Raw genomic sequence first — 14,885 nt, 5'->3', positions numbered from 1 at the left:
AGGGACGGGCGGCCCCGCCAGACGCACCAGCACGGTGGGGTCGCCGTGGTCCCTCCCACCCTCGAGGAGGTCGCGGCACGGGCGGGCGTCTCCCGGTCCACGGCGTCACGGGCGATCAACGGCGGCGATCGCGTCTCGCCCGCGGCCCTCGCCGCGGTCAACGCCGCCGTGCTGGACCTCGGCTACTCGCCGAACCGTGCGGCACGGTCGTTGGTCACGCGCCGCACGGACTCGATCGCGCTGGTGGTGCCCGAGCCCGACGAGCTGGCGCTGTCCGACCCGTTCGTGCTGGCCGTGCTGCAGGGGCTGTCGAGCTCGCTCGCCGACTCCGACGTGCAGGTGGTGCTGGTGATCGCGCGGCCGGGGCAGTCCGAGCGGACGTTGCGGTTCCTCCAGGGCGGTCACGTCGACGGTGCCATCGTCGTCTCCCACCACCGTGGGGGAGACCTCGACGCCGTCCTGGCGCAGCTGCCCCAACCGCTCGTGTTCGTCGGCCGGCCGCTGGTCGGCGCCTCTACCGGGCTCGAGCAGTACGTCGACACGGACAACGTCGACGGTTCGGTCCAGGCGACCCGCCACCTCATCGACACCGGCCGGCGGCGGATCGCGATGATCGCAGGGCCGCCGGACATGTCGGCGGGCGTCGACCGGCTCGCGGGCTGGCGGAAGGCGCTGACCGAGAAGGGCCGGCCGGTGGACGCCATCGTGCACGCCGACTTCACGCTCGCGGGCGGGCAGGCGGCGACGCACCGACTGCTGGACGAGCACCCGGACGTCGACGGCATCGTGGCCGCGTCCGACCTCATCGCCGTCGGGGCCATGGCTGCGCTGGCCGCGCGGGGGAAGCGCGTGCCGGAGGACGTGGCGGTCGTCGGGTACGACGACCTGGGGGTCGCGGCCACCGCGCACCCGCCGTTGACGACGGTCGTGCAGCCCGCGGTGGCGATGGCACGGGCTGCCGGCGAGCGGTTGCTGGACCTCCTCGCGGGCGGACCGCCCCGGGAGCCCGAGGTGTTCCCGGCGACCCTGGTGGTCCGGGCCTCGAGCTGATCCGGCGGGGCTTCCCGCCTCGTCCGCCCTACCGCGCGTTCTCCGCGAGCCACCGAACCGCGATGGCCTGCTCGGCCTCGAGCGCGTCCCGGACGGCGCCTGCTGCCGCCTTCTCCACCGCGGCGCCGAACAGGGGCACCGCGGCCCTCAGCTCACCGTCGTAGGTCAGCGTGCAGCTGTACGGCGTCACGGCACGCAGGCTGGTGCGCCCCGTCAGCCGCACCGGGGCCCCGACCACCTCGACCACCACGGTGCCGTGGCGGCCGTCCTCGTCGGGCTCGTCCCACGCCTCGACCTGTCGCACGTCGATCCGCGCCCCGACGAAGGACCGCAGCTGTGCCGGGATCTGGTCCGTCGGCAGCGAGCGTCGCGTCGTGACGGTGAACCCGTCCGCCGGTGAGCCGGCCACCACCACCTCACCGTCGGGGTCACCGGTCGCGGCGACCTTGGCGCGCACGTAGCCGGGGTCCGCGAGCATCCGACCCGCGCCGGCGAGGTCGGTGGGCAGGTCCAGGGTCACGCGCAGCTGCACGGTGAGCCTCCTCGGAGGGGGTCCGTCACCACCCGCGCCCGCGGGACGCTGGGCGCTTGTCGGTGAGGGTGAGGGTATCCCGCCGCGGGTCACGGCGGCGGGTCGTTCGCCGCCTACCCTGGTCCGGTGTCAACCCTGAGCACGCTCGCCGACAAGCACGGCAGCCTCGAGCCGGCTGACCTGGAGTGGCTGCACCTGCTGGTCGGGGACTGGCAGGTGATCTCCGACCTCGCGTTCGCCGACCTGGTGCTGTGGCTGCCCACCGCCGAGGGCGACTTCGTCGCGGTCGCCCAGGTGCGCCCGTCGACCGCCGCGACGGTGCACTACGACGACGTGGTCGGCTCCCTGGTGCCCGAGGGGCAGCGGGCGCAGCTGCTCCGGGCCCTCGACGAGCAGCGGTCGCAGCGGTCGCGCGAGCCTCGCTGGTTCGGCGAGTACGCCGTGCGGGAGGAAGCCGTGCCGGTGGTCCGTAAGGGACGGGCGGTCGCGGTGCTGGCCCGCCAGACCAACCTGGGCGGCGCGCGGACACCGAGCCGGCTCGAGCTCAACTTCGTCGAGGCCGCCGACGACCTGCTCGGGATGGTGGCGCGCGGCGAGTTCCCCGCTGCGGACGCGCCGACCGGCCCTCGCCGCGGCGCACCTCGCGTGGCCGACGGTCTCATCCGGCTCAACGGCGAGGGCGAGGTGCTCTACGCCAGCCCGAACGCGCTGTCGTGCTTCCACCGGCTGGGCGCGCTGGGCGACCTCGTCGGGCGTTCCCTGATCGAGGTGACCACCGACCTGCTGGACGCCGACGCCACGGTCGACGAGTCGCTGCCCCTGGTGCTGATGGGCCGTGCGCCGTGGCGGGTGGACGTCGAGACGCGGGGTGTGGCGCTCTCGTTGCGCGCCGTGCCGTTGACGGAGGGCACCGAGCGCGTCGGCGCCGTGCTGCTGTGCCGGGACGTGTCCGAGCTGCGCCGCCGGGAACGGGAGCTGATCACCAAGGACGCGACGATCCGGGAGATCCACCACCGGGTGAAGAACAACCTGCAGACCGTCGCGGCGCTGCTGCGGCTGCAGTCCCGGCGGGTCGGCAGCGACGAGGCGCGGGAGGCGCTCGGCGAGGCGGAGCGCCGCGTGGCCACCATCGCCCTGGTCCACGAGACGCTGTCCCAGACGCTCGACGAGACGGTGCCGTTCGACGACCTGATCGGGCGCAGCCTCCGCCTCGCGGCCGACGTGGCCACGCAGGACGGTGCGCACGTGCGGACCCGCGTCCACGGGTCGTTCGGTCTGGTCCGGGCGGAGGACGCGACGGCGCTCGCCCTGGTGCTGACCGAGCTGGTGACCAACGCCGTCGAGCACGGGTTCAGCGGCCGCGCGGTGGGGACCGTGGAGATCACCGCGGAGCGGGCCGGCGACCTGCTGCACGTGACGGTGGCCGACGACGGTGCCGGCGTCCCGAGCGAGAAGGGGGCCGGCAGCGGGCTCGGAACCCAGATCGTGTCGACGCTGGTGCGGAACGAGCTGCGGGGGTCCATCGCGTGGCGTCCGCGGCCCGGCGGCGGCACCAGCGTCGAGCTCGAGGCTCGGCTGCGGGTCAACCGGGATGCGGCCACCGTGGCCTGACGTGCGGTGCTGCCCGGAGAGCAGCAGGACCGGCTCGCCGGTAGGCGGCCGGTCCTGAGGCTCGATCGGGTGCGAAGCAGCGGCCGCCCGCGGTCAATCCGCGCGGGACGCCGACGCGGGCGGGCTGCTGGGGTGCGGCGCTCGGCTCAGCTGGCGCGGCGCTGGCGTGCGGTGCGGCGCTTGAGGGCCCGGCGCTCGTCCTCGGACAGACCGCCCCAGACACCGGCGTCCTGACCGGTCTCGATCGCCCACTTCAGGCAGGTGTCCACGACCTCGCAGCGACGGCAGACCGCCTTGGCCTCCTCGATCTGCACGAGCGCGGGGCCGGTGTTGCCGATCGGGAAGAAGAGCTCGGGGTCCTCGTCGAGGCACGCTGCGCGGTGGCGCCAGTCCATGACATCTCCTTGGCACACGACGGTCCGGCTGCCCGGTCGGGGGCATGGCGGACAGCCGCGAGAAAGTGGGGGTGGGATGACTTGCTGCGTCAAGGTTCACATCCGCGGCGGGCCCGCACAAGGGTTACGGGAACGTTTCGACCCCGTGACGAGTGAGGCGTTCGTCACACCTGTGCACGTGCTGAGCGGACGGGACGGCACCGGGTGGGGGCACGTCCGGACGTTCGTCCAGGTCAGCCCATGAATTTCCAAATCAGGGCGCTGACCAGGGGTGCCGCAGCGATCGCGACCCGCCCGGCAGTGGCGTCGAGGCGATGTGGGCCAGGTCACGCCGGCGGGCGAAGGTTGCCGACTGGTGAACGTAGGACAAAGGACCTAGGCAATCTGGTGACGGTCTGGTCATCGCCACGTCTGGGATCTGCTATACGGCCCCGGGGGCCGTAGGGTCGTCGCCGTGCCACCCTCCTCGGACGCCCGCTCGACGGGGTCGCGGCCCTCCGGGTCCTCGCCGTCGGGACGTCGTACCTCACGGCAGTCCGACGAGACCGCCGGCAGGCCTCGGCTGGTGTGGGCGGTCGTGGTGGCCGTCTGGGTGGAGGCGCTCGGCGCGGCAGCCGCCGTGGTCGCCCTGGTCGTGGTGGTTGTGCGCGGGACCGAGCTCGCTGCCGCGTCGGTGGCGCTCGCCGTCCTCGCCACCGGTCTGGCCGCGGTCCTCGGCGCCGCCGGTCGGGCGCTGCTGGCGGGGCGACGGTGGGCGCGCAGCCCGGTGATCACCGTGCACGTGCTGATCGCCGCCATGGCGGTGGCCTCATGGCGCACCGCGCCGGCGCCGTGGCCAGCCGTCGGAGTCGCTCTGGGCGTCCTCGTGGTCGCGTTCCTGCTGCAGCGGTCCGTCGTGTCCTGGACCGACCGCACGAGCCCTCCGCGCGCGGCGGCCGGTCAGGAGGGGCGGCGCTGAGCGTCGCCGGTCAGTCGGCGTGCGGGCCCCAGAGCTGCACGGGAGCGACGTCCCCGTCCCGGCGCAGCACCCCGCGCCCGGGTCGTCCTCCGACGGGGTCGACGAGCCAGCGTGCCTGCGAACCGATGAGGTCGAGGGAACCGGGCTCCCGCGGATCGAGGACGACGAGGCGGCGGGAACGCAGCATCGTCGGGACCAGCCCGCGGTAGCTGGCGACGGCGTGCGCGGTCGACGTCGCCGCCACCACGCGGAGAAGCGGTGCCCCGCCGGCCGCGCGACGCTGCGCGCCGAGCCGTTCGGCGAGCTCCTGGGCGAGGTGAGCGTCCATCCGCTCGAGGTCGTCGAGGTCGTCGAGGACGAGGACCACCTCACCACCCGGACGGAGCGTCTCGAGCAGCCGTCCCGGTGGCGCGCCGGAGGAGGTATCGAGCAGCTCCGCCGCTCCGCACGTGGCGATGCCGAGGTGCTCCAGGGCTCTGGCGATGCCCGCCAGAGCGGTGCTGCGCCCAGAACCGGCGGGCCCTGCGACCAGCAGCGAGTCGGTCAGGTCGACCTCGACGACGCCGTGCCCGTCCCCGCCCAGCCCGAGCGGGACGTGCAGGCGGCAGTCCGCGGTCAGACGCGCCGGTGCGCCGCTCCAGGGTGCGGTGCTCGGGGGCGCACAGAGCCGCAGAGGGCTCGCCCGCCGCTGAGCGGGCGGGGTCGCCTGGTCGGCGTCGGGGAGGGCGACCTGGCACAGGAGGGCTCCAGCAGCGCGGACGTGGACCGCCCTGCCCGGCGCGAGGCGCGGCGCGCTCAGTGCCGGGGGGACACCTGCCAGCGCGTCGAGCGTCGGATCGGCGACCCCCAGGACCAAGCGGTCGGGGAAGGCGCCGAGCAGCCGGCTGCTCAGCGGCGACACCGGCGCGCTCGCCGCCACGCAGACCGGTGGGTCCGAGCGCTCCCAGAGCGAGGTGAGCAGCGGCACCCCGGCACCGCGCGCCACCGAGGCGAGCTGGTCGAGCGCCCGGTCGAGCCCGTCGACCAGCAGCACCGGACGTTCGGACGCCGGAAGTCCGCGCGTCAGGGCATCGAGCAGCCGAGCAGCCGTCACCACGTCGTCGACCGCGGCCACCGTGCCGAGCCCCTCCGGGACCGTTGCTCGCAGCGCTTCGACCGCGGACGGTGGCAGGCCCAGGGCGTGCACGTCCCTGCCCGAGACGAGAGCCTGCCGGCCGACGGCGACCAACGTCGTGCTGCGCCCGGAGCGCGGCCCTCCCAGCACGAGGAGGTGGCCGTCGTCCGGCCGCCAGCGGACGGTCGTCCGACGCTGCTCCTCCGGCACGTCTGCCAGCGCGAGCGCCAGTCCGGGGCCGGGCGTCAGGTCCGCGAGGGCGACGCGTTCGGGCAGCTCGGGAAGCCAGGGGACGTCGGGAGGAGGCATGTCGACCGCGGCAGCCCTGACCGCGGCGACCCAGCGGGCGACCGGGTCGGGCGCAGTTCCGGCGTCCCGCGCGGGAGGCGTCCACGCGGGTCCCGCCCGCCCGGCGCCGACCGCTTCCGCCGCGGGCCTGGCGAGCTGGACGCGGCGGTGTCGGCCGGATGCGCCAGCCCGTGCGACCTGGACGGCCTCCGCGGCACCCCCACCACGGACGAGGACGCACCGACCCGGCGTGCCGGAATCGATCCGGGCCGCGTCCGGGACGCCGACCAGGTCCACGGAGTCGGCGGGGTCGACCACCCGGAGCGCCACCCGGAGCGAGACGTTGGCTCGCAGCTCTGCCGGCACGGCACCGGCCGGGCGCTGGGTCGCCAGCACCAGGTGCACCCCGAGCGAGCGGCCCTGCGCGGCGGCCCGCGCGAGCCCGGGCACGAGCTCCGGCAGGTCGTCGGCCAGTGCGCGGAACTCGTCGATCACCACGAGCAGCCGCGGCGGGACAGGGCAGCCGACGGCGGGCTGCAGCTCGTCGACGTCACGCACCCCCGCGCGCGCCACGATCCGCTCGCGGCGCCGCAGCTCCGCCCCCAGGCCGAGCAGCACGCGCCGCGCGCCGGCCGCGTCCAGGTCCGAGAGCCGGCCGACCACGTGCGGAAGGGTGGTGAGTCCCGGCAGGCCAGTGCCGCCCTTGAAGTCGACGAGCAGGACGGCCAGGCGCCGGGGTGGGTACGTCAGGGCCAGCCCGAGCACGAGCGTGGTCAGCAGCTCCGACTTGCCCGCACCGGTGGTGCCGGCCACCACGGCGTGGGGTCCGTCGCGGACCAGGTCGAGCCACACGGCGCGGCCGTCCGGCCCCTCCCCGAAAGGTGTCCTCAGCCCGGGCGGCGGTGCCGACCAGGCCGCCGCGACCGCTGACGGCTCCGCCGCGGCCGTCCCGGGCAGGTCCACCAGCGCTGTCGCGTCGGGGCAACGGCTGAGCCGGATGCCGTCCACGGCGGTCGACGGCTCGGCGACCGCTGCACCCGGTGCCTGCATCGCACGGCCCAGCGCTCGCGCGTGCGCCTCTGCGACGTCGGCCCGGACCCCCACGCTCGGCACGACCCGTGGAGCTCCGTCGCCCGATCGCAGCACGGAACCGGCGGCCGTCACGGTGAGCACGTTCCGGCACCACGCCGGCGCAGCGGCGCCTCCTCTGCCCACCCAGAGCAGCCGCTGCGTCGCCGGGGCGTGAGCGCGCCACCGCGTCACCTCCGCGGCACTCTCGCCACCGTCCACCACGACCAGAGCCCGTGGCGACGGGCCCGCGTGGGCCCCTGACGTACCCGTGCCGGGGAGCGCGCGGGAGGCAGCACCGCTCCAGACCAGCCAGGCCCAGTCGGGCACGTGGCGACCGCGGACCGTGACGCTGCACGCCCCACGGCTGCCGAGCTCGCCCAGCACGATGGCCCGCGCCGCCGCGAGGACGGGCTCCGCCGCACCGACCACCGCGAGGCAGCCGTCGTCGTCCCACGGCGCCGGGACCGTCAGATCGGTCCCGGGAGCGCCGAGCGCCACGGCGACGCGCAGGGCCGGGATGTCGGGCGGTCCGCCGTCCACCGCGTTCTCCGGCGATTCCGGTGCCGCCGGCACCGTCCGTCGGTTCGCCCACCACAGGAGCGGTCCCGTGAGGCTCGTCAGGGCGAGCAGAGGTTGGTGCACGGCGACCGCGAGGACCACGCCGGTCACCGTGGTGCCCACGGTCGACGCCGCCATCGCCGCGAACCCGCCGCCGCGGCGGCCACGTCGGCCCCTCGGTTCCGCGGTGCGTGCCGGACCGTGCGGGGCGGTGTCCTGGCTCGGCGGTGCACCGGATCCCGGTGGCGCGGCGACGTCCCGCAGCTCGAGGACGCTGCTCCCGACGTGCACCGCGGCCCCGAGCGGCCAGCGCGCCCAGTGCCGAAGGGGCAGGCGCCGGGTGCGGGTGGACCCCCGTCGCGCCAGGACAGCGTCACCTGTGGTCCGCACGAGCACCACGGGCCCGTGCCGCCGTCCGGTACGCGTCCCCCGCCGGCGCGCCGCACGCACGCGGAGCCGCAGCGGCGACTGCCAGACGTCGTCCCGGACCACCAGCTCTTCGCCGGGGCCCACGGTGGTGCTGCGCGCGAGCCCGAGCGGCAGCACGGTGCCGGAGTCCGGCCCGGCGACCACCGCCAGGTGGCGTGCGCACGTCGGCCAGCGCCGTTCCGGCGGCACGGCGCTGGGAGCGCCGACCGACAGCACAGCCCCCGGCAGCACCGGGGTGAGGCCGGCGGGGTGCGAGTCGTCCACGGGGATGCCGTCGACCGTCAGGGTGGTCGTGAGGGAAGCCCATTCCGGTCGGCCGGTGAGCCGCGCGACCTCCGTGCGCAGCGTCGCCACCGACGTCCCCGCGTGGACCTCCACGTCGGTCGCTCGTACCGGGTTCGGCCCCTTGTCGGCATGGAGGACGGTCAGACGCACGCGCCGACCCTGTCGTCGAGACACCGACCCGTCGGGGCACCCCGACGGTCCGCGGAGCCGCGCACCGATCCCCAGGGGCGTCGGTCGGTTCGGGTGCCGTGCGAAAGTCCGTCCCACCTGCACGCCGGTGGCGGAGCAGACCCGCTCGTGACCTAGCATGGGCCAATGACCCAGGTGCTGCTGGCGGAGGACGATCCGGCGATTGCAGAACCTTTGGCCCGGGCCCTCGGGCGTGAAGGTTATGACGTGGACGTGCAAGGAACCGGTCAAGGCGCGATCGACGGTGCGCCGACGGCGGACCTCGTCGTGCTGGACCTCGGTCTTCCGGACATGGACGGCCTCGACGTCGCCCGTGCCATCCGCCACCAGGGCCTGAGCACGCCGGTCCTGGTGCTCACCGCACGCGCCGACGAGGTGGACCTCGTCGTCGGCCTCGACGCCGGCGCCGACGACTACGTGACCAAGCCGTTCAGGCTCGCCGAGCTGCTCGCACGTGTCCGTGCGCTCCTGCGGCGCAGCGGCGCCGAGCTCGTGGAGGACGACGAGCTGCACGCGCAGGACGTCCGGGTCGACGTCACCGCGCACCGGGCGTTCCAGGGAGAGCGCGAGCTGCACCTGACGGCCAAGGAGTTCGAGCTCCTCCGTGTCCTGGTCGGGTCGGCCGGCGCCGTCGTCGGCCGTGACGGCCTGATGCGTGAGGTCTGGGGCTCGGACCCGACGGGTTCGACCAAGACGCTCGACATGCACGTCTCGTGGCTGCGCCGCAAGCTCGGCGACGACGCCAACGCACCGCGCTACATCACCACCGTGCGGGGGATGGGCTTCCGCTTCGAGACCGCACCCAGCGCGCTCGACCGGGTCTAGCCGGTGCGCCGTCGCGTCCTGCAGGCCACGATCGCGGCGGTCACCGTCGCGGTGGTGCTGCTGGGGTTCCCGCTCGCCTTCCTCGGCGCACAGCTGGTGCGCGAGAGCGAGATGCGTGGGCTCGAGGCCCGCGCGACCTCCGCAGCGCGGGCCGTCGACTTCCGGATCGACCAGCAGATCGACCTCACGGACACGATGCTCGAGCCGTACACCGGAGGCAGCGGGGACATCGCCTCCTCCGTCGTGGTGCACGGTCCGGACGGCTCCGTGTACAGGGCCGGTCCGACGATGTCCGGCCGGGTCCTGTCCGTCGACGTCACCAGCAGCGACGGCGCCTCGGTGGCGTTGTACGTCTCCTGGTGGGACGTGTTCTGGCGATCGGCGCGGGTGATCGCCCTCGTCGTCGTCGCAGCCGTCGTCGCGTTCGCCGCGGGGATCGCGATGGCCATCTGGCAGGCGAACCGCCTCGCGGCACCTCTCGTGTACCTGGCAGCGTCGGCCGAGCAGCTCGGCTCCGGCCAGGTGCGCCCGCACCTCGAGCCGTCCGGCGTGGAGGAGATCGACCTGGTCGCCGCCGAGCTGGCGCGCAGCGCGGACCGCATGGCCGGTCGGCTGGCCGCCGAGCGGCAGTTCGCGTCGGATGCCTCGCACCAGCTCCGCACCCCGCTGACGGCTCTCACCATGCGGCTGGAGGAGATCACGCTGACCACGGGCGAGCCCGAGGTCAAGGAGGAGGCGCGGATCTGCCTCGAGCAGGTCGAGCGGCTGGTGCGCGTCGTCGACGACCTGCTCTCACGCTCGCGCAAGGCGCAGGGCGGCACCACGGAGGCGGTCGTGCTGTGGGAGGTGGTGCACCAGCAGGAGGAGGAGTGGGAGCGTCCCTTCGCGGTGGCGGACCGCGAGCTCGTCGTCGACGTCGACCGCACCACGCAGGTGCTGGCCACCCCGGGGGCGCTCGCCCAGGTGCTCGCGACCCTGATCGAGAACTCGCTGAAGCACGGCGCCGGCACCACGACGGTCCGGGCTCGTAGCGGTGGTCCCTCCGGTGCGGTGGTGGTCGAGGTGGCCGACGAGGGTCAGGGCGTGCCCGACGACCTCGCCCCGCGAATCTTCGAGCGCGAGGTGACGTCCGGAGCCGGGACCGGTCTGGGCCTCGCGCTCGCCCGGGACCTGGTGAACGCTGACGGCGGCAGGTTGGAGCTCGCGCAGCGACGCCCCGCGGTCTTCGCCCTGTTCCTGGCCGGAGTACCGGCGGCGCTCGCACCCGACGTCGTGCTGCCTCGGGGCGCCGCGGTGTCCTCCAAGGGAGAGCGCCGGCGGCGCTGACCACCGGCTCGCGCCCGCGGGTGCATCCGTCGACCACCGGCACCCGGTGCAGCCGCAGGCGGCACGGGTCGCCGCGTCGGTTCCGCCACGAGGTGACGGCCGGCCCGCGAGGGGTCAGACCGTCTCGGCGAGCGCGTTCGCGCCGGCCGTGGAACCCGTGAACACCCACTTCTTGTAGCCGACGTACCGCAGCACGGTCGCCGCGGCGATGCCGATGACCGTCGAGACGTTGTCGGCAAGCGGACCGGCGAGCGCCAGTGTGTAGCGCGAGAAAGCCAACGTCCCCACGGGGACCAGGGCACCCACGACGTTGATCGCGCCGTAGACGACCAGCTCGCGCGCGCCGCGGTTCGTCTTGTGCTCGGAGAAGGTCCAGTACCGGTTGCCCACCCAGGACACCAGGGTCGCCAGCGTGACCGAGAGGACCTTCGCGGTCAGCGGCTTGTGCCCCAGCAGGTGGCCGGGGCCGTAGAGCAGCAGGTTGAACAGGCCGAGGTCGACGACGAAGGAGAGGCCGCCGACCGCGAGGAAACGCGCCATCTCCCACAGCCACGCGCGCAGCGCGGCCATGTTGAGGCGGCCGCCCACGGTGAAGCGCCCGGAGAGCGGCTCCTCGAGCAGGAGCGCGTCGTCCGCGACCGAGGTGCGGGCATCGGCCCGGTCCAGGGCAGCGGGAACGAGGGTCTCGTCGGCGGCTGTCACCCGGTCACCATATCGCCGGAGAGTGTGGCGGGCCCGGGCAACGACTGCGACCTCCACCACACTCCCACATCGGTTCTCAGGTGGCGTTCAGGAGAGGCCTTGCCGAAGCCCGCGCAGTTACGCTCCTGCACCGTGACGTCTCCCGTGGGCAGCCCTCCGGTGGTCGCAGTGGTCGGTGGCGGCCAGCTGGCGCGCATGATGACGCCGGCCGCGACCGCGCTCGGCCTGCACCTTCGCGTCCTCGTCGAGTCGGCCACGTCGTCCGCGGCGCAGGTCGTCGTCGACTCGCCGGTGGGGATGCCACGCGAGCCGGGCGTCCTCGAACAGCTCGCCGAGGGTGCGGACGTGCTGACCTTCGAGCACGAGCACGTCCCCAACAACGTGCTGGACGCGCTGGCCGCGCGTGGCGTCGCGGTGCACCCGTCCGCCGGTGCGCTGCGGCACGCGCAGGACAAGATCGTCATGCGGTCACGGCTCACCGCACTCGGGGTCCCGTGCCCGGAGTGGGCGCCCGTCTCCACCGAGCTGGAGCTGACGGAGTTCCTCGATGGCCACGGCGGCACCGGGGTGGTGAAGACGTCCCACGGCGGGTACGACGGCAAGGGCGTCCGGGTGGTCTCCTCGGCGGACGAGGTGAGCGACTGGTTCGCCGCCGCGGCGGACGGCTCCGGAGCACCACTGCTGGTGGAGGAGCGGGTGCCGTTCAGCCGCGAGCTGGCCGCCCTGGTGGCGCGGCGGCCGTCCGGCGAGCTGGTCGGCTGGCCGGTGGTCGAGTCCGTCCAGGTGGACGGCGTCTGCTCCGAGGTGACCGCACCGGCTCCCGGTCTCCACCCGGCGACCGAGGCTCGCGCCCAGGCCGTCGCACGTGCCGTCGCGGAGGGCCTCGACGTCACGGGAGTGCTCGCCGTCGAGCTGTTCGAGGTGCCGGACGAGGCCGGCGGGCCACCCCGCGTTCTCGTCAACGAGCTCGCCATGCGTCCGCACAACAGCGGCCACTGGACCATCGACGGCGCGGTGACCAGCCAGTTCGAGCAGCATCTGCGGGCCGTTCTCGACCTGCCGCTGGGCGACCCCTCGCCACGGGCTCGCTGGACGGTGATGGCCAACGTGCTCGGTACCTCGCTGCCCGACCCCACCGCCGCCCTGCCGGCGGTCGCTGCGGCGGACCCGGCGGCCAAGGTGCACCTCTACGGCAAGGAGGTGCGTGCCGGACGCAAGCTCGGCCACGTGAACGTCAGCGGCGAGGACCTCGAGGACGTCCGCGACCGGGCCCGCCGCGCCGCAGCCCTGATCCGGGGCGACATCGTCTGAGGCCGGAGGTCACGTCACTTCGGGGTGCCTCCGACGGTGCCGGCCGGGAGCTTGCCGTCCCTGATCTGCGCGAAGAAGGTCGGTGTGGCCGCCGGGTCGAGCTGCACCGTCGCTCCCACGTTGCCGGGCCGGTAGTCGAGGTTCTTGATCGGCGGCGTGCCCGTGATGCCCTTCGGGCCCGTCGCGGCCCGGAAGTCGAGCGCGAGACGGCCGAGGTCCAGCACGCCGGTGGCGTCGTCGACCGTCAGCGAGTCCGTGCCCGCCCGGACAAGGGCCACCTGCTTGCCCGGGGCCAGGAGGACGGCCGGGGAGGCGGCGACCTTGGTGATCGCCGAGATCACCTGCCGCTGGCGCGCCGTCCGGCCGACGTCCCCGGTCGGGTCGGAGTAGCGCATCCGCGAGAAGGCCAGCGCGGTCGTCCCGTCGACCGTGCGGCAGCCCGGCGTCCACACGAGGCCGCTCAGCTGGTCGTTGACGTTGAGGTCGGAGCACAGGTGGACGCCGCCGACCGCGTTCACCACGGTCTCGATGCCACCGAACCCGACCTCGACGTAGTGGTCCACCTTCATCCCGGTCAGCTTCTCCACCGTCGCGACCAGCAGCTTGGGGCCACCCCAGGAGTAGGCGGCGTTGATCTTGTTGGAGCCGTGGCCGGGGATCGGGACGTAGCTGTCCCGCGGGATGCTGATCAGGGCCGTCGGACCGCTGGTGGGCACGTGCAGCAGCAGGATGGTGTCGGACCGCGCTCCGGCTGTGCCGTCCTGCATGTCCGCGGGCCGCTGGTCGGAACCGGCGAGCAGGTAGGTGGTCCCCGGTGTCGCCGCCGCTGCGGACAGCGCCGACACGTGGTGCAAGCGGCCGTTCGCCCACATGACCAGGCCCACGGGCCAGGCCAGGAGCAGCACCAGGACCAGGACGAGCGTCAGGACGACGGCACGACGGCGACGACGGACGCGCATGCTTCCCGCCGGTTCCGTCCCCGTCGCCGGCCGTTCCGTCTGACCGCCGCGCACCGGTGCGGCAGCGCCGACCTGCGGTACGGGACGGCCGGAGGAGGACACGGTGCGCCGGGCGGCCGCCGCCGGTCGGACCGGTGCGGGGATCGCGTGCGTCGAGCCCGGAGGCCGGGCGTCGTGACCAGAGCGCGGGTCCGCGCGCGGCACGGCCCGGTCGATGCGGGTGGGCGTCGGCTCGGCCGCCGGTGCGGCACCTGGCACGGCGGGTCGTGACTGGCGCCGCGGCGGTGCTGCAGGCGGGACCGCCGGCGGCGCACCTGTGGGCGGGACGGGCCGGCGAGGCGTCGCCGGGCGGCTCGGGTGCGACGTACCCACGACGATCGGCGACTCCTCGCCGCCATCAGGGCGTGGGCGCCGGGCACCGGGGTCGAAGCTCGGTGGCGGCGTCCCAGCCGCACGTCGCTCGTTGCTCACTGGTCCTCCTCGGTGCCGCCCCTGGTCCCGACCGGTCGGGCCGGGTGCTCGTCGATCGTACGGAACGGACCCCGCTCGGACCTGGCGAGACGGGCGCGCCTCGCGCGTGCCAACGGCCCGCTGGCCAGGACGGATGCGGCACCCTCCGCCGGCAGGGCGGCATCATGGGACCGCCCGCAGCAGAACGCACCGCACCGGAGGACGCCATGCCAGCACAGCCGCTCGTCGGGATCGTCATGGGTTCCGACTCGGACTGGCCCGTGATGGAGGCTGCCGCGGCTGCGCTCGCGGAGTTCGAGGTGCCGGTCGAGTTGGACGTCGTGTCGGCGCACCGTCAGCCCGACAAGATGCTCCAGTACGGCCGCACGGCCGCCGACCGAGGCCTTCGGGTGATCGTCGCGGGTGCCGGCGGCGCCGCCCACCTGCCGGGGATGCTCGCGGCCGCCACTGCCCTGCCCGTGATCGGGGTCCCGGTGCCGCTGGCGCACCTGGACGGCATGGACTCGCTGCTGTCCATCGTGCAGATGCCGTCCGGGGTGCCCGTGGCGACCGTGTCGATCGGCGGCGCCCGGAACGCCGGCCTGCTCGCGGTCCGGATCCTCGGCAGCGGTGCCGACGAGCAGGCCGCGCGCCTGCGTGCCGCGATGGTGGCGTTCCAGGACGGCCTGCGGGAGGTCGCCGAGCGCAAGGGCGAGCGTCTCCGTGCGTCCGGTCAGCAGCGGACGGGCTTCCAGGCCTGAGCTCCGAGCTCCTGGGGCGCCCGCCGCGTGCGTCGAGGCATCGGCCGTCACGACCGGAGCCCCCAGGCGGA

General features: G+C 74.6%; 12 protein-coding genes. 7 read left to right on the top strand and 5 right to left on the bottom strand.

Translation table 11 applies throughout. The features are described from left to right. Window positions 1-45: 45 nt before the first annotated feature. The gene (locus QMF98_RS11885; RefSeq protein WP_337973229.1) at window positions 46-1,050 is read left to right on the top strand and encodes a LacI family DNA-binding transcriptional regulator; all 1,005 of its coding nucleotides are present in this window, start codon (window positions 46-48) and stop codon (window positions 1,048-1,050) included. Between the two features lie 28 nt (window positions 1,051-1,078). On the opposite strand, the gene QMF98_RS11880 is transcribed toward QMF98_RS11885, so the two are convergent. Beyond that, window positions 1,079-1,582 (bottom strand): DUF2505 domain-containing protein, encoded by a 504-nt coding sequence (locus QMF98_RS11880; RefSeq protein WP_337973228.1) that lies wholly within the window; start codon window positions 1,580-1,582, stop codon window positions 1,079-1,081. A gap of 126 nt (window positions 1,583-1,708) precedes the next feature. On the opposite strand from QMF98_RS11880, the gene QMF98_RS11875 reads away from it, so the two are divergent. Further along, window positions 1,709-3,193, top strand: a complete 1,485-nt coding sequence (locus tag QMF98_RS11875) for a sensor histidine kinase (RefSeq protein WP_337973227.1) — start codon at window positions 1,709-1,711, stop codon at window positions 3,191-3,193. Between the two features lie 146 nt (window positions 3,194-3,339). On the opposite strand, the gene QMF98_RS11870 is transcribed toward QMF98_RS11875, so the two are convergent. Beyond that, complete coding sequence (locus QMF98_RS11870; protein WP_291759356.1) at window positions 3,340-3,588, bottom strand: WhiB family transcriptional regulator; 249 nt, start codon at window positions 3,586-3,588, stop codon at window positions 3,340-3,342. A 454-nt stretch (window positions 3,589-4,042) separates the two neighbouring features. Between QMF98_RS11870 and QMF98_RS11865 the strand changes: the two genes are divergently transcribed. Continuing rightward, window positions 4,043-4,546, top strand: a complete 504-nt coding sequence (locus tag QMF98_RS11865; RefSeq protein WP_337973226.1) for a hypothetical protein — start codon at window positions 4,043-4,045, stop codon at window positions 4,544-4,546. A gap of 10 nt (window positions 4,547-4,556) precedes the next feature. Here QMF98_RS11865 and QMF98_RS11860 read toward each other — a convergent pair whose 3' ends face one another. Further along, complete coding sequence (locus tag QMF98_RS11860) at window positions 4,557-8,441, bottom strand: FtsK/SpoIIIE domain-containing protein (RefSeq protein ID WP_337973225.1); 3,885 nt, start codon at window positions 8,439-8,441, stop codon at window positions 4,557-4,559. Window positions 8,442-8,606: 165 nt separating this feature from the next. Between QMF98_RS11860 and QMF98_RS11855 the strand changes: the two genes are divergently transcribed. Further along, entirely contained in the window at window positions 8,607-9,305 is a 699-nt protein-coding gene (locus tag QMF98_RS11855; RefSeq protein WP_263729324.1) for a response regulator transcription factor, read from the top strand. Between the two features lie 3 nt (window positions 9,306-9,308). Beyond that, window positions 9,309-10,631 (top strand): sensor histidine kinase, encoded by a 1,323-nt coding sequence (locus QMF98_RS11850; protein ID WP_337973224.1) that lies wholly within the window; start codon window positions 9,309-9,311, stop codon window positions 10,629-10,631. A 114-nt stretch (window positions 10,632-10,745) separates the two neighbouring features. On the opposite strand, the gene QMF98_RS11845 is transcribed toward QMF98_RS11850, so the two are convergent. Then, window positions 10,746-11,333, bottom strand: coding sequence for a GtrA family protein (locus tag QMF98_RS11845; protein ID WP_337973223.1), 588 nt, complete (start codon window positions 11,331-11,333; stop codon window positions 10,746-10,748). A 132-nt stretch (window positions 11,334-11,465) separates the two neighbouring features. On the opposite strand from QMF98_RS11845, the gene QMF98_RS11840 reads away from it, so the two are divergent. Beyond that, window positions 11,466-12,644 (top strand): 5-(carboxyamino)imidazole ribonucleotide synthase, encoded by a 1,179-nt coding sequence (locus QMF98_RS11840; RefSeq protein ID WP_337973222.1) that lies wholly within the window; start codon window positions 11,466-11,468, stop codon window positions 12,642-12,644. 14 nt (window positions 12,645-12,658) lie between these two features. Here QMF98_RS11840 and QMF98_RS11835 read toward each other — a convergent pair whose 3' ends face one another. Beyond that, window positions 12,659-13,861: an LCP family protein gene (locus tag QMF98_RS11835; RefSeq protein ID WP_337973221.1), complete on the bottom strand. Its 1,203-nt coding sequence runs from the start codon at window positions 13,859-13,861 to the stop codon at window positions 12,659-12,661. Window positions 13,862-14,280: 419 nt separating this feature from the next. On the opposite strand from QMF98_RS11835, the gene purE reads away from it, so the two are divergent. After that, window positions 14,281-14,814, top strand: a complete 534-nt coding sequence (gene purE, locus QMF98_RS11830) for a 5-(carboxyamino)imidazole ribonucleotide mutase (protein WP_337973220.1) — start codon at window positions 14,281-14,283, stop codon at window positions 14,812-14,814. Window positions 14,815-14,885: the final 71 nt, after the last annotated feature.

Origin of the sequence: Cellulomonas sp. NTE-D12 (assembly GCF_027923705.1) — a bacterium.
Lineage (GTDB): Bacteria > Actinomycetota > Actinomycetes > Actinomycetales > Cellulomonadaceae > Cellulomonas.
This window is presented reverse-complemented; position numbering and strand designations above follow the sequence as displayed.

Coding starts and splice junctions, on each gene's coding strand:
- purE (WP_337973220.1), top strand. CDS start 14,281: ATGCCAGCACAGCCGCTCGTCGGGATCGTCATGGGTTCCGACTCGGAC.
- QMF98_RS11855 (WP_263729324.1), top strand. CDS start 8,607: ATGACCCAGGTGCTGCTGGCGGAGGACGATCCGGCGATTGCAGAACCT.
- QMF98_RS11870 (WP_291759356.1), bottom strand. CDS start 3,588: ATGGACTGGCGCCACCGCGCAGCGTGCCTCGACGAGGACCCCGAGCTC.